Origin of the sequence: Methanolobus profundi, from assembly GCF_900114835.1 — an archaeon.
GTDB classification, from domain to species: domain Archaea; phylum Halobacteriota; class Methanosarcinia; order Methanosarcinales; family Methanosarcinaceae; genus Methanolobus; species Methanolobus profundi.
Genome location: NZ_FOUJ01000001.1, coordinates 1,099,878 through 1,112,953 on the forward strand (window position 1 = coordinate 1,099,878; position 13,076 = coordinate 1,112,953).

Consider the following 13,076-nt stretch of genomic DNA (forward strand, 5'->3'; position numbering starts at 1 on the left):
TCAAATACTTACAGGGCCTGATACTGAATAGAAAGTGTATCTTCCTTTCTTCATCGAAGTGACGAGTTTCTCCTGTTCCAGGTAGGACATCACCAGGGACAGTTTTTCATGATCGATAGAAAAACCCTGTTCATTGATCTGTTTTTCAAGCTGCTTGAGTGTTGCAGAACCAAGTATTGAAAGCTGACCTGTTATGACGTCCTCTATAGGAATATCAGCCAGTCTCACAGGCTGCGTTTCCTCTGCAACATGCATATGCTGGATCTCTTCCTGTACACCTGAAAGTTCATTCTCGATGCCTTTAAGCTTCTCGGAACTTAGCATATTCTCCTCGATCTGCTGCTGCATGGAAGCGAACATACCCTCAACATTTGCTTTGAACGACTCCATCTCGTTTGCTATGGAGACAATATCTTCCATATTAGCCTTGGAAACGACCATTTCCTCGATACGGTCCAGCTCTACCGACTCAGGAACAACAACAGTTTCCACAGCATGATCTAGCATTGCAGGCGCATTGCTCTGGAACTCTTTTAATGTCACATTCAACTTATTGATAGCCTTAGTATGCAGATTTACAGCTTTAGCTATGCTCTTCATCTGCTCCCTTATCTCATCAAGCTCATGACATTTTGTGTCCATTTCTTCGAGTTGATTGTTCTGAAGTTCTGCTATGAAACTCACATTTTCTGTTATATTCGATAGCTCATCCCTGAACTTTGTAATATCGGAAACGATCCTGTCAATATGTCCCTCGTGAGATACAACCTTCTCTATTGTATATTCCCGGCTACCGGTCTCAACAAAGGCACGGAAATCCTGAGAATTGTAATTAGGAACATGCTGGAACAGCATCTTGAATAGCTCAATATAGGTCCCATGTATCTGTTTCACAGAAACTATCTTTGAAGCGATGGCATCTGAGAGTCCCCTAACTATGAAGGAACCTTCCTCGAACCTGAAGAAATCAACTCCTGCACTGAACTGACGCACATTGTCCCTGGCCTCCTCTACCATTTCTTCAGCTTCGCTGTCGCCATATATGTCGAGCATGGCATGGTAAAGATCATTAAGGGTCTTTGCATAGGTGATCTCCAGAACATCAGGAGGGACCTTTGTAGCATCAAGTGCCTCTGCATTCACAGAGTCCTCTGCCTGCACCACACGTTTCAGCCTTTTAGAGAACTGGTCGAAATCCCGCTTCAGCCGGTTGAACTCTGACCCGTCCGCCCTTTCCCTGACATCCCTGTCCAGGGAAGATAAAAGGATCTGATTCTGGTCAAGAGCTTCATCAAGTTTGATCTGAAGTTCACTGACCTTTTCTTCCAGAGACAGCAACATAGGATCAGGTCCAGTATCTACCATAGTACTGGTTTCTACTGCATCATCATGTTCTACCAGATCATGATCATCTACTGCATTATCATCTTCATTTGAAGAGAGAGGAACCTCTGCCCCATCCACGATCCTTATCTCATCCACATCACCGAGATCTTCAGCAGTATCAGGATCATATCGTTCACCCACAGGTACAAGAGCAGTTACTATATTCTCCGGGCTGACATCATAGCCTGATGTCTTCACATCCTGAGCATATGAACTGCCAGAGCTACCGCCATCACCCACAACAATATCATCCAAGATATCGTCTGTTTGTGTCATTTGGTCATCCAATAAGCTATGTCCTTCGTCCCCCTCAAATGTGGGGCTTTCCGTGTCAACGGCCTCCAGGGCATGTATATCATCGTCCATTAAGATCACCATTATACGAAAGATTCAAGTTTATGCTTGATATCAGGGATCCATTCAGCTTCACAGATCTCTGCAACATAATCACCATGAAGCGGGCGGATCTGGTCATTAATGATCATTTCTACAAGCATTGGCCACAGGTCCTCTGTCATCCATTTTGGAGAGGAAGCTATCTCATTGAAAGCCATGGCAAGCACCTGTTCGACCTCACCCCTGCCCATGACGCTTGTGATCTTCTCCTTGATATCCGCCAGTATCTCCATGTTCTTCTTATACTCGGATGACTGGGTATACATCTCATTGAATACGATCTTGGCAAGGACACGCAGTTCCTCAGCTACATCATCCGGATAGGTGGCAAGTTGCTCTGCCGACATGGGACGCTGTTCGAATATGTGCTGGACCACATCTCTGGTGACCTCTATCTTATGCATATTCTCTGTAAGGTCTGCCTTTCCAGTGAACAGAGATATGAGAAGGGCCCCACGTCCAACAGATGAGAAAATAACAGTACCGAAATCATATTCGATAACAGACTGTTTAAGCCCCATTGCAAGCTGCTGGCTAACATGCAGCAGATTATGACTGATAAGGTTGGTCAGCTCGAATATCTTGGGACCTATACTATCCGGTATGTAGGATGCATATATCCTGCCATCCGCACCTGCGAACAGAAGTACATCCACATCGCTGGATTGGTGTGTCCTTTTCAGCTGTGCGACCAGAGCGAACTTCAGAAGAGAAACATCCTCCAGGTCATCTTTTGTTTTTTTTCTTGACACGTCAACCCACCTCGATCATCATTTGATGAGCTCTTCCAGCTCGTTCAGACTGTCTATCTCAATAAGACCTTCTTCTTCCTGATCAGATACTACGGCCTCGTCCTGGAAGTCAGGCATGATAACATCATCATCAACCTGTAAGGTCCCACCTGAGAGCTCAGCTATATCCAGCTGGGTTTCCGGGGTGCTTCCTTCCTTTTCTTTCCTTTTCTCCAGTTGTTCCTTGGTAACAGCATCATTAAGTCCCTGAGACTCGAAGAAGATCTGCAGGGTTTCCTTTGGAGAAAATGGATAGGACCAGTTCTCTTTGACATATACAAGCCTTTCAAGCATCCTGTCACTGGCTCCAAGGTCCGCAGCTGTCCTGATAGCCTTATCAAAGACCTCATCATACTTGCGTACATCTTCAGCAGATATCAGTGGGGTCGTTCTTACAACAACACCGACACCACGAACGAAAATGTATGGATAGACCTCTTCACCATGCCTTGTGGCACGCATCTTGACGATCTCAAGTGCTCTATTAAAGGCACCGCCTATAGGCCTGTATGTAAGGTGCACTGCACCATCTGACATATAGATAGGAATGAGTACATCCTCACCGATGGTCTCACCTGGTGCTGCATGTTCCTCAGTTGTGATAAGTACCGGACCTAGCTGTTTAAGTGTATAGAAGAGCTTTGTGATGATCTCACGCTGTTCCTGTTTGTCCTGTATAGCCCATATCAATGGGGTCAGTGGATCGATTATAACACGCGTCTTCACTGAATAGTTCTTGTTCGCTTCCACAAGTGCAGGTAATTGCTCATCAACGAGCTGTACGAAATCCTTACCCTTTGAGTGGAAGAAGAAAAGCTCTTTATTATAGTATTTGTCAAGGTTGAAACCAAGCATCTTTGCTTCACGCATGATCTGCTCAGGGGGTTCTTCCATACTGATATAGAGACCATTTTCCCCGTGCTCAAGACCATAGTTAAGGTACTGCATGGCAAATGTAGATTTACCGGTACCACTTGAACCTACCACGAGAAGGGTTGTATTATCACGAACTCCTCCCTCGATCACTCTGTCAAGACCTGCGATCCCGGTTGGTATCCTTTTTTCTTCGCTCATTTACATTCCTCCTAAAATTCAATATCACCAAGGTCAGGGAGAGTATCAAGGCTCTGCATATTGTTCTCTGAACCAGGCATCATTGAACCATCCTCAATGGAGAGTATAAGAGATTCATTGCTATCGAAAGGAAAACTTTTCTCGATGTAGACTGCCTCGATCGAATGACCCATTATCAGCATATATTCACTGATATCGACCCATCCGGTCTCGTTCTTCTTTACTACGCCCTTTAAGAAAACATTATTATTAGTATGGTCTATACGTGCACACTCACCTCTATAGTGAGAGCTATTGGTAATCACCCGTACGAATTCACCTACGAAATCTCCCAGATGATTATCGATCGAGACTGATCTGTAACCTGACATTGGCATCACTACTCATTCTTTTTCATTTTTGCAAGAAGTTCGGCAAAGCTATCCGTCTTTTTAGCTTCTTCCTGCAGTCTTTTGGTTTCTTCGGAGACAACCGGTTCCGGAGAGGTAGGAGCCGCTGATTGATTTGTCTGCACTTTCTTGGCCATTTCACCGAATGCACCACCAAAGGTACTGTGGGTCTCGGCGATAGAGGAAAGCTCCTCTTTTAGCTTCCATGGAGGATCGAATACTTTTTCCTCCACTTTCATGTTACTTGCGAACTGCATGTAAGCACTGCCTATCTCTGAAAGTTTACCTTTTTCCAGAAGTTTATAGATGGTCAACGCCTTTACACGTTCCATTAGTTCGTCGTTCTCTACCGGTGGCCTTACACCGGAAAGGATCATCTTGTCATATTCATCCAGCATTATCTGATATGCAGAGATCGGCTGAAGATCTACCTTGAACTTGCATACAGGGTCACCGTTCTTGATGCATTCTGTTTCTTCTACTGAGCATTCAAGCTCCAGTTCTTCCCTGAAGAACCTGTGAAGTGCATCTGTAGTGGCAACACATACTTTCTGGTTGTTGAGAGCGGGATAGAAATTACATACCGGATTATTAGGGACTGCAAAAATGTAATGCATTGGTGCATACGATATTAGTTGCATGTTCCCAAGTCCGATCTCGCGGAAGAAGTCCATGTGGAAACGATACAGTGAAGTTGACCTTATCCCTTCAATACTGATGGATTTGAGGAATTTCCTGGTCTCGTTCCATGGCACTTTGGATTTAGGGAACCTCTCACTGATGTCCTGCTGTAATTTCAGCATTGCACCAAATGCACCCATTGATTGTCCAAAACTACCTTCTGACATTGGAGGCGGAGCGCCACCGGAATTCTGCATGAAAGGAGGAAGACCAGGGTCGGTCATCTGTATGCCTCCTTCTTTATGATCCTACACATTTCACATCATCTCCCTGATCTGTTTCAGGCCATGTTCCGTAAGTGTTCCTGAGGTGTCACATAAGTTCTGTTCTCTCAGGTTCTTGAAACTGTTAGCTAGTGTCTCGTTGTCGACACCTATGAAGAAAACAAGCTTTTGCAGATCATTTACACCTGTGGACAGCATGTAAAGGAGCTTTTTGTCCACATCGGAAAGTGACTGCTTCTTTGGTGGAGTACCACACATAGGTTGCAAGTATGTTTTCAGTGTGTTGATCACTGCTTCGTTACCTGCCAATAAAGCCGTAGCTGAAGCTGTTGCCCCTTCTACGACAGATGATGGCTGGAGATAATCGATCATCAGGATATGTGAAGTTCCAATTGTCCGCTGAGCTTTCATACGGATAGGGTCGGTAACTTCCCTGCCAACCATCGTGACGTTTTTCAATGGGATGGTCAACCATCCACCACCCTCTGAGAACCATAGGTTGAGGTTGGTAAGATAGAGAACACCTTTTTCCCAGTTCTCGGAATAAAGGGAGTTTCCCATCATTACTGCTTTATAAATATAAGTTAGATCTACTTTTGCGATACCCTGCTCTTGAGCCATACGAAAGACCCCATACTAGTAAATTATATATTAAGTATTATAATTATCTCATATATTGTATTGGCTCTATTAATAACCTTCTGTTGAACAGCGCAAAATGGCAACTTCTGCTTTCCTGATTACTTTTACTAGTTGTTAGCATTTATTAAAAGCAAAGCATACGAGCAGCATATAATAGAAAAGAGAAAATGATAAAGTAAAAAATAGATAGAAATATTGTACCAGGAATTACTTAGCCTTCTTCTTCAATGGAAGGAAATACCTCTCTGAATAACAATTATTACAAATAAATGCAGTACCTGTCCTTTTCCCGGTTACCTGATACTTGTTCACTACAGAATGACCGCATTTACAGGGTGACATCATCTTCTGTTCACCAATGAACTTACCATCGAATATGAACTCGTCCTTTTGATCATCAGGTCCATCTGCAGGAGTTTCAGGAAAGATCTGACCTACTTCCTCAACAGTTCCTTCCGGTTCTTCGATCAGGTCACATTTTGCTGCTGAGGCATCCACATCATCCTCATCCATTGTATCCTCAAGACAAATCTCTGTTGGGAAAAGTTTCCGTCTGCATGCCATGATATTTTCACTGAGCAAGGAAATACCATCGTATGACAACGACTTCTTCCGGCCCTCCTCAAGGATAAGGTAACCAGGATGGTCACTGAGATGTACAGGACTATTAAATGAAGGCTCTTCAAATTCAAGTGATTCGAAGAACAACTTTGCAGTATTGTTCACAGGTTTTGTGATAACATGTCCCAGAAGAACCTTTGATATCAGGAAGAACATATTCTTTCCCATACCCCTTCTGGCAAGCTGAGGTGAGATCTCAATACCCCTTAGCACATAAACAGGCCTACCATCAGTTGAAGGAGTACTCCACCGCTCGTTCATGGACCAGCCGACAACAGTATTATCCGATACAGCCAGCACTAGCGCCACACTGGGCCTTTTAAGCCAGCTCCTGAAATTGGCAAGATAATCAGCCATTCCAAGATATTTTCTGAAATAACTGAACTCACCGATCTTGAGCTTATCAAGCTCAAAAGCATGTTCAAGTTTCCAGAAAGTCACTCCGTCATCGGTCTTTGCAAGTTCGAACATATTATCAACTATTAATATACATGATCACCAGAGTCCCCAGTAGGGATCCAATATAGTTTTTAGAGTGGAGAGATTGTTTTCAAACTCTTTTCTTGTTTTTGCATGTCTGGAAGCAAGCAGGTCGATCAGATCCACCTCATCCTTCACGTTGTCCTCGCCGAGCAATGCACGTAGGACCACGGATGTAAGAAGACCAAGGTCATCGTGGTATCCACCTTCTAATAAAGTTATGATGTTCCATTTACTTGCAAGTTTAAATATTATTCTATAGTATCCGTTAATTGTCAGATTAAGTTTTGTCAGCGGTTCTTTATAGTATGCATCAAAACCACATTCAAGTATTACGACCTCAGGATCGAACCTATCCAGCACCTTCTCAACGATCTCATCATAAACGATCCCATATTCAGGATTACTCGATTCAGGAGGCATCTCCATATTTATACAATAACCAAGTGCCGGCCTCACCCCAATATCCCTTATGAAACCCTTGTAAGGATACAAAGTGGACTGATCCTGATGTATCGATATACACAGGACATTCGGATCAGCTTCGAACACCGAATATGTACCATCAGATGAATGTGCATCTATATTCAGAACAACGATCCTCTCAAGCCCATATTTCTCCTGAAGATACTTTACAAGTATCCCAGAGTGGTTTAAAAGACAAAATCCACTGGAACCGTCAGGCCCTGCATGATGACCAGGAGGACGGACCAGAGCAAAGGAATGTGTGCATTTACCCATAGCTACAAGATCCCCTGCATTCAGAACACATCCCAATGCCTGTAATGCCACATCAAGAGAAGATGGACAGATATAGACATCCTTACCAGGACTCCGGTGCATGTCTTTTGTACATTCGACCATATGACTTACATAATCAGCCTTATGCACACGAAGGACGTCTTCTACAGAAGCAGGTTCTGAGGGGTATACATGACACTTTACCCCATCGATAAGCTCATGGTCTTCCATGTATTCCAGAATATCATTCAACCTCGATGGATTTTCAGGACATGGAAATCCTTTCAGAACAGGATCATGCAGATAGTGGTTCTCATTGAACGTAATACCGATGTTTATCATCATGGCACCTGTGAAGCAAGTATCGGGTTATTCTTTTTAGACTCATTTACCTTTTTCTCAGCCGCTGCAAATATCTGCTTTTGCTGGGTCAGCTTAAAACTTGATATTTCCAGGCGATCATTTATAGGATTCGGCCTTCCGTGAAGAGAATTAAGGACACTATGGCATAACTGGCCATTCTGATCATGATAGCCACCCTCCATAAGGAAGACCATCGGACCAGAAAAAGCAGTACGCACTTTCTCCGTCATCTGATGATAGCCATCAGAATCCAGAGTAAGACCAATGTTCTTTTCCTTATGATACGCATCGAAACCACAGCTCACAATAAGGAAATCCGGTGAAAAATGGCGGATCATTGGCACTATAGCCTCATCAAATGCCATCATATATTCACCATTGCCTGAACCTTCAGGCATCTCCACATTAAGAGTATATCCTTTCCCCGCATTCTCGCCTATCTGCGTACTGAATCCTTTTCGGGGGTAAAAACCATGAGGGTCACGGTGAGTGGACAGGAACATAACAGATGGATCATCATAGAACACCTCCATGGTACCATCACCTGCATGAGCATCCCAGTCAAGTATCAATATCTTTTTCACATTCCGGCGTTCCTGTAAATACCTTGCAAGGATAGCTGCATTATTGAAAAGACAAAAGCCACCATACTTCTGGGAACTGGCATGATGCCCTGGAGGACGTGCCAGTACGAATGCATGTGTGAACTTCTTGTCCATCAACAGATCACCTGCAGCAATAGCTGCGCCTGCTGCCATCTTTGCAATGTCATAAGAAGTAGTGGTCATATAAGTGCTATCTCCCAAAAATCCCCCGCCTGCACTGGAATATGAACTAACGAATGAGACATAGGACTTATCATGGACCCTCAGGAGATCAGATTCATCTGCCATCCCGAAATCATTGATCAGTGTGCATGTACCATCCTCGAAAACCTTGCTCTTTTCCAGATACCACATGGCCTTGATTAGACGTTCAGGCTTCTCGTGAGTGTTTATCGATAAAGATGCAGCATCATGACTTGTATGGTCCTTGTTGTACAGGAAAGCTATATTGACAGGACCTGCAGGAATATTTGGCACTTTCTTTTCTGTGGCCTTATCAGCCGCCTTTGGTGAACTAATACTACTCTCAACAGCAGTAGCTGTAACAGATGGCCTGGAAGGGGCAGAAGTAATAGGTTGGCTTTGTAACTTTGCTTTTTGCCTCGCTCTTTCCTTAATATCACTGTCTTTCTCTACCGTAGAAGATGAAGGTGTCTTCTTCGACAACAAGGATGATGTTGAACCCGCAGAACTTTTCCCCTCGGTCCTGAGAAGTGGTTTCTTGAATTCAGGTTTTATCGGAGCAGGTTTCTCTGGTGCTTTTTCTACAGATATTCCTAATCTTGTTCCGGCAGCCACATCAGATATCTTATTTTCATCGAGAATAGAACCGGGACCATTGGCCCCAATATCAGCATCAGAACGAACTACTTTAGGCTGTGGGATCAGTTCAGGTTCAACAACACTGTCACGTGGATTCTCTGATCTCTTTTTCAGGATATCTGACAAGACCCCTGAATAATCAGATATTTCTTCGTCATCAGACTGCTCTTCGATCTCATCCACTTCAATTTCAACTGACTGATACTGGACATTTTCAAATCCAGCAGTCAGAACATCAGGCACCATCTCACTTATAGCAGGAGTAGGGTCATCTACCTCATTATTATCTAAAGACGGAACTATGAGCTCTTCACTATTAGTAACATCTTCATCATCAATAGGATCTTCATTAGCTTGATCAGCCCCAATTATCCCAACATGCTCCTCTGCCATTTGCCCTTGTTTTTCAGCAATGCCAGCCCTCACAAGCTCTAAGAGAGAGTCCTTTTCGGACTTCTCAGTATCTTCAACTGCTTTTTCTTCCCCGTCAAGATATGAGGAAAACGCGTCATTGAGCTTTTTCATTATATCAGGAGAGGGCTTTTTAGAAGGTTCATCTGACCTGTTGCTATCTGATGACATAAATACCACCTGCAAATATCACTATACAATTATCATGCGAATTCATTGTACCTGCAGCCATACCGGATCCAGTACACCAATGTATTTTGTACCCATGTAATCAAATACCACAGTTGGCTCTTCAATAGAAGCCCAGCCAGCAACCTTGGGTTTTACTACCCATGTCCTTTTCACAGTCTCTCCAGGAGCGACCGTATCAAAGAAAAGATTGACCTTTTCCGCATCAAGAGCAGTTCCAAATTTGGCCTTCATCGAAAAGTTCTCATAAGGCTGCTGAGTGAAGTTCTTGACCCAGACATCCACACTGGTAAGTTTTCCTACAGTTATATCCTGAGCCGGGACGAACCTTACATACTGAGCAATAGACTCTTTCTGTATAGGAGTTGCACCAGAAGTATCGACAGTCCTGCTATTCTCCTTTTTCTTTGCCTTATCCTTCTTATCTAGGTAGAGACCAGAACCCAGCATAGCAATAGCAAGCACAAAAATTATCGGTGCATTATTAGCGATGACATCTATAGGAGTTGATGCAACCTCTATATCTACAAGATCGGCGCCTTCCAATGTTAGCGGTTCATTAAATGCGACCCTTGTGATGATCCATCCAAGGTCACTGTCCTGGAGTCTGAAGTAAACAGGAATGGAGCTAGTACCTTCTCTTTCATTCCCCATCATATCGACAGAGGACACACTGCAGTCTGCAGTGACCACAGCAAGGTTACCAGATACATTCAAAGCAGTTATCTCGATCTGCTTGATACTTCCTGGATCAATGCCCTTGTTACTGAAGATCATTTCAACACTTGCAACAGCAAGGAAATCTTTTCCCTGATATAAGTTGAATGCTGTGTTAAAATCACCATCATTGATAGCGTTCAAAAAGGTCATGACCATGTCAGATACAGCTTCTTCCTGGGAACTGCTGGAACAGCCACTACCCATGACAGAAACTACGACTATGAATATAATAACTATTGAAGAATACCTGAGATCCATTTAAGCACCTGGAATGATAAACGTGTATATTGATATAGATATTAATATTAATAATATGATATAATGCAACAATAGTACTTAATTATATTCATAAATATTGTATAAAAGGTACTGAATTTAAAGAAGCTGACTCGTGGAAAAAAAGTTGTTGAAGATAGACATATCTGCAACAAAAGAAGATGTTTTAAAGTCTATTGAGACAGCATATTCATATGTAGGACGACCGTCTGATATAAAGGAACGAATACCACTGGCACCTTCTATTACAACCCTGTTATCCTCAGAATAAACAGAAGATGATTCGATCCCATCGTATGAACTAAGCAATGCACCCTCAGGAAGTCTAATTTGCATACTGGTTATTGAAGGATGTCCCAATATCCACACATTGTGATCACCTTTAGATAAAGGAGCATCCAGATCATATACAATAGATGAGCTCACTGACAGTTCAGAAGTGTTTACATTTCCCTCCACACCAATGAACTCAATATCAAATGAATCTATAGACATAACTACTTCATTATCATCGATGAAGATGTAACCCAGATACCTATACTTTCCTGAATCTTCAAATATACTGGCAAAATTATTAACCTCTGAAGAATTAACCGACCTGTCAGCATTCAGATCAAGTGTAGCTCTGAACTCCTCTGAATCCACACCAGAATAGGTTTCATCTATCACAAAGGTCACAGTATCCTCAGATATCACTATATCGTTTGAAAAAATGGCATCACCAGATGCAGTGACCACAAAGCACAACTGCATACAGATCAGCACTAAAAATAAACTTCTTGTTGACATTTCATCCCTCATATGAAATAAATAAGGAAATAGGAAAATAAATACTCACCTATCTCACGGATACAATGCAATAGTTTCTCTGGTACCAAATGACGATGGAGTCACAAACTCAGCAGTTGTAGTAGCTCCTGCTTCTGGCGTCAAGACTATACTCATAGATGTCCGTGTCCCGATATCCAGATTGGAATCCTTTTGAGCTCCACTGGTAGTTATCCCATCTATAGTAGTATATGACAGGTCACCACCGGAAACTGCAGACACATATATTGTTACCAGATCACCTGTGTTCATGATCGGATCCTCCTGAGAAAAAGAGACATCCTCATCACGTATCTTCTGAACGGTAAAGAAATAACGAGCATTGACACCAGGATCGGACTGAGTGCCATTTAGAAGATAAGCAAGATTTGTATCATATGAAGCAGATGATGAGAAACCATTCATTGAACTACCATATGTCTTGTCATTGCTGCCATAGAGAAGGTCATTGGTATTGACCCCATCAGTTATACTGATAACAAGTTGATTGAGATCCACCGCAGAACTTCCAACGTTCAGGCCTACTTTGATCTTCAATAGAGATACATTGCTGGCCAGCGTAGTTGAATCATTCTTAGCTCTTACGCCTTCAATGCTTTTTATCACCAAATTCGAGGAAACTTCCTGCGTAGCCTGTTTTCCTGTAGATTGGGCCTGTTGCTGAAGTGTACCTGAAGTCTGGATAAGGACAGATGCTGCAACAGCTGCAATTAAGACCATGGCAATAAAGATAATAAGGGTACCTATACCAACCTGAGCGACATCATCCTTTGAAAATATCTTTGGAATAGACATTATGTATACCCCCTAAAGATATCAAATGATGTGCATAATGCACATCAATGATATGCTTATGGATAGAGCTGCACGGTCTCCTTTACACCATAGGATGAAGGAGCTACGAAGTCTGCAGTTGTTGCTGCACCAGATTCTGGCGTAAGGACAATATTAACAGTGGTCCTCGGAACAAGGTTAAGTCCGGATGAATCAAGGCCGCCTGACGATACATTAGAAGTACCGACCTCATTATAAGCTGCAGTCTCAGAATCAGCAGAAGTTGTAGCAATGTATAGTGTGATAAGATCACCAGTGTTCATTACTGGATTGGACTGAGAGAATGAAGCATCCTCATCACGGATCTTTTCAACAGTATAATACTTCTGGGAGTTAGTTAGGTTATCGCTTCCAATCGTAGTTACACCAGTAAGAAGAGTTACAAGGTTGGTTGCTGCAACATCACCAAAGGAGCCCATAGCACCATTAGATTGACCTGCTTCAGAATAAGATTTTGTATTTCCTGCATATACAAGGTTGTTCGCTGTAGTACCATCAGTGATGGAAACAACTACCTGATTGACATCTACAGGAGAACTACCGACATTAAGTCCTACTTTAAGCTTAAGAAGGTCAATTGTGTCTGACATATTTGTGGCTGAG

The 13,076-nt window shown here is 42.8% G+C and carries 13 protein-coding genes; all 13 read right to left on the reverse strand.

Annotation, left to right across the window (positions count from 1 at the left end):
• A complete protein-coding gene (locus BM008_RS05075) occupies positions 1-1,752 on the reverse strand; it encodes a hypothetical protein (protein ID WP_091933973.1) in 1,752 nt (583 codons plus the stop codon).
• A gap of 11 nt (positions 1,753-1,763) precedes the next feature.
• Entirely contained in the window at positions 1,764-2,534 is a 771-nt protein-coding gene (locus BM008_RS05080; protein WP_091933975.1) for a roadblock/LC7 domain-containing protein, read from the reverse strand.
• A gap of 18 nt (positions 2,535-2,552) precedes the next feature.
• Complete coding sequence (locus tag BM008_RS05085) at positions 2,553-3,647, reverse strand: RAD55 family ATPase (protein ID WP_091933978.1); 1,095 nt, start codon at positions 3,645-3,647, stop codon at positions 2,553-2,555.
• 11 nt (positions 3,648-3,658) lie between these two features.
• Complete coding sequence (locus tag BM008_RS05090) at positions 3,659-4,018, reverse strand: hypothetical protein (RefSeq protein WP_177187970.1); 360 nt, start codon at positions 4,016-4,018, stop codon at positions 3,659-3,661.
• Positions 4,019-4,026: 8 nt separating this feature from the next.
• The gene (locus BM008_RS05095; protein ID WP_091933981.1) at positions 4,027-4,941 is read right to left on the reverse strand and encodes a V4R domain-containing protein; all 915 of its coding nucleotides are present in this window, start codon (positions 4,939-4,941) and stop codon (positions 4,027-4,029) included.
• Positions 4,942-4,974: 33 nt separating this feature from the next.
• On the reverse strand, positions 4,975-5,562 hold the full coding sequence (locus BM008_RS05100; RefSeq protein ID WP_091933984.1) for a hypothetical protein: 588 nt from the start codon (positions 5,560-5,562) through the stop codon (positions 4,975-4,977).
• 228 nt (positions 5,563-5,790) lie between these two features.
• Positions 5,791-6,675: a hypothetical protein gene (locus BM008_RS05105; RefSeq protein WP_091933987.1), complete on the reverse strand. Its 885-nt coding sequence runs from the start codon at positions 6,673-6,675 to the stop codon at positions 5,791-5,793.
• Between the two features lie 24 nt (positions 6,676-6,699).
• Complete coding sequence (locus tag BM008_RS05110) at positions 6,700-7,770, reverse strand: histone deacetylase family protein (protein WP_091933991.1); 1,071 nt, start codon at positions 7,768-7,770, stop codon at positions 6,700-6,702.
• A complete protein-coding gene (locus tag BM008_RS05115) occupies positions 7,767-9,797 on the reverse strand; it encodes a histone deacetylase family protein (RefSeq protein WP_091933994.1) in 2,031 nt (676 codons plus the stop codon). Before BM008_RS05115 ends, BM008_RS05110 begins: the two co-directional genes overlap by 4 nt.
• A 42-nt stretch (positions 9,798-9,839) precedes the next feature.
• Positions 9,840-10,793, reverse strand: coding sequence for a hypothetical protein (locus tag BM008_RS05120; protein ID WP_091933996.1), 954 nt, complete (start codon positions 10,791-10,793; stop codon positions 9,840-9,842).
• Positions 10,794-10,910: 117 nt separating this feature from the next.
• Positions 10,911-11,600 carry a hypothetical protein gene (locus BM008_RS05125; RefSeq protein WP_143072281.1) on the reverse strand — a complete coding sequence of 230 codons (690 nt, stop codon included), beginning with the start codon at positions 11,598-11,600 and terminating at the stop codon, positions 10,911-10,913.
• 54 nt (positions 11,601-11,654) lie between these two features.
• A complete protein-coding gene (locus BM008_RS05130; RefSeq protein ID WP_091934002.1) occupies positions 11,655-12,434 on the reverse strand; it encodes an archaellin/type IV pilin N-terminal domain-containing protein in 780 nt (259 codons plus the stop codon).
• 56 nt (positions 12,435-12,490) lie between these two features.
• A partial coding sequence (locus tag BM008_RS05135; RefSeq protein WP_091934290.1) for a flagellin occupies positions 12,491-13,076 on the reverse strand: 586 nt, incomplete at its 5' end.

What these genes read in the sequence shown, in the direction of transcription:
- BM008_RS05075 (WP_091933973.1), bottom strand. Translation starts at nt 1,752, where the DNA reads ATGGACGATGATATACATGCCCTGGAGGCCGTTGACACGGAAAGCCCC.
- BM008_RS05085 (WP_091933978.1), bottom strand. Translation starts at nt 3,647, where the DNA reads ATGAGCGAAGAAAAAAGGATACCAACCGGGATCGCAGGTCTTGACAGA.
- BM008_RS05090 (WP_177187970.1), bottom strand. Translation starts at nt 4,018, where the DNA reads ATGTCAGGTTACAGATCAGTCTCGATCGATAATCATCTGGGAGATTTC.
- BM008_RS05095 (WP_091933981.1), bottom strand. Translation starts at nt 4,941, where the DNA reads ATGACCGACCCTGGTCTTCCTCCTTTCATGCAGAATTCCGGTGGCGCT.
- BM008_RS05100 (WP_091933984.1), bottom strand. Translation starts at nt 5,562, where the DNA reads ATGGCTCAAGAGCAGGGTATCGCAAAAGTAGATCTAACTTATATTTAT.
- BM008_RS05105 (WP_091933987.1), bottom strand. Translation starts at nt 6,675, where the DNA reads ATGTTCGAACTTGCAAAGACCGATGACGGAGTGACTTTCTGGAAACTT.
- BM008_RS05110 (WP_091933991.1), bottom strand. Translation starts at nt 7,770, where the DNA reads ATGATGATAAACATCGGTATTACGTTCAATGAGAACCACTATCTGCAT.
- BM008_RS05115 (WP_091933994.1), bottom strand. Translation starts at nt 9,797, where the DNA reads ATGTCATCAGATAGCAACAGGTCAGATGAACCTTCTAAAAAGCCCTCT.
- BM008_RS05120 (WP_091933996.1), bottom strand. Translation starts at nt 10,793, where the DNA reads ATGGATCTCAGGTATTCTTCAATAGTTATTATATTCATAGTCGTAGTT.
- BM008_RS05125 (WP_143072281.1), bottom strand. Translation starts at nt 11,600, where the DNA reads ATGTCAACAAGAAGTTTATTTTTAGTGCTGATCTGTATGCAGTTGTGC.
- BM008_RS05130 (WP_091934002.1), bottom strand. Translation starts at nt 12,434, where the DNA reads ATGTCTATTCCAAAGATATTTTCAAAGGATGATGTCGCTCAGGTTGGT.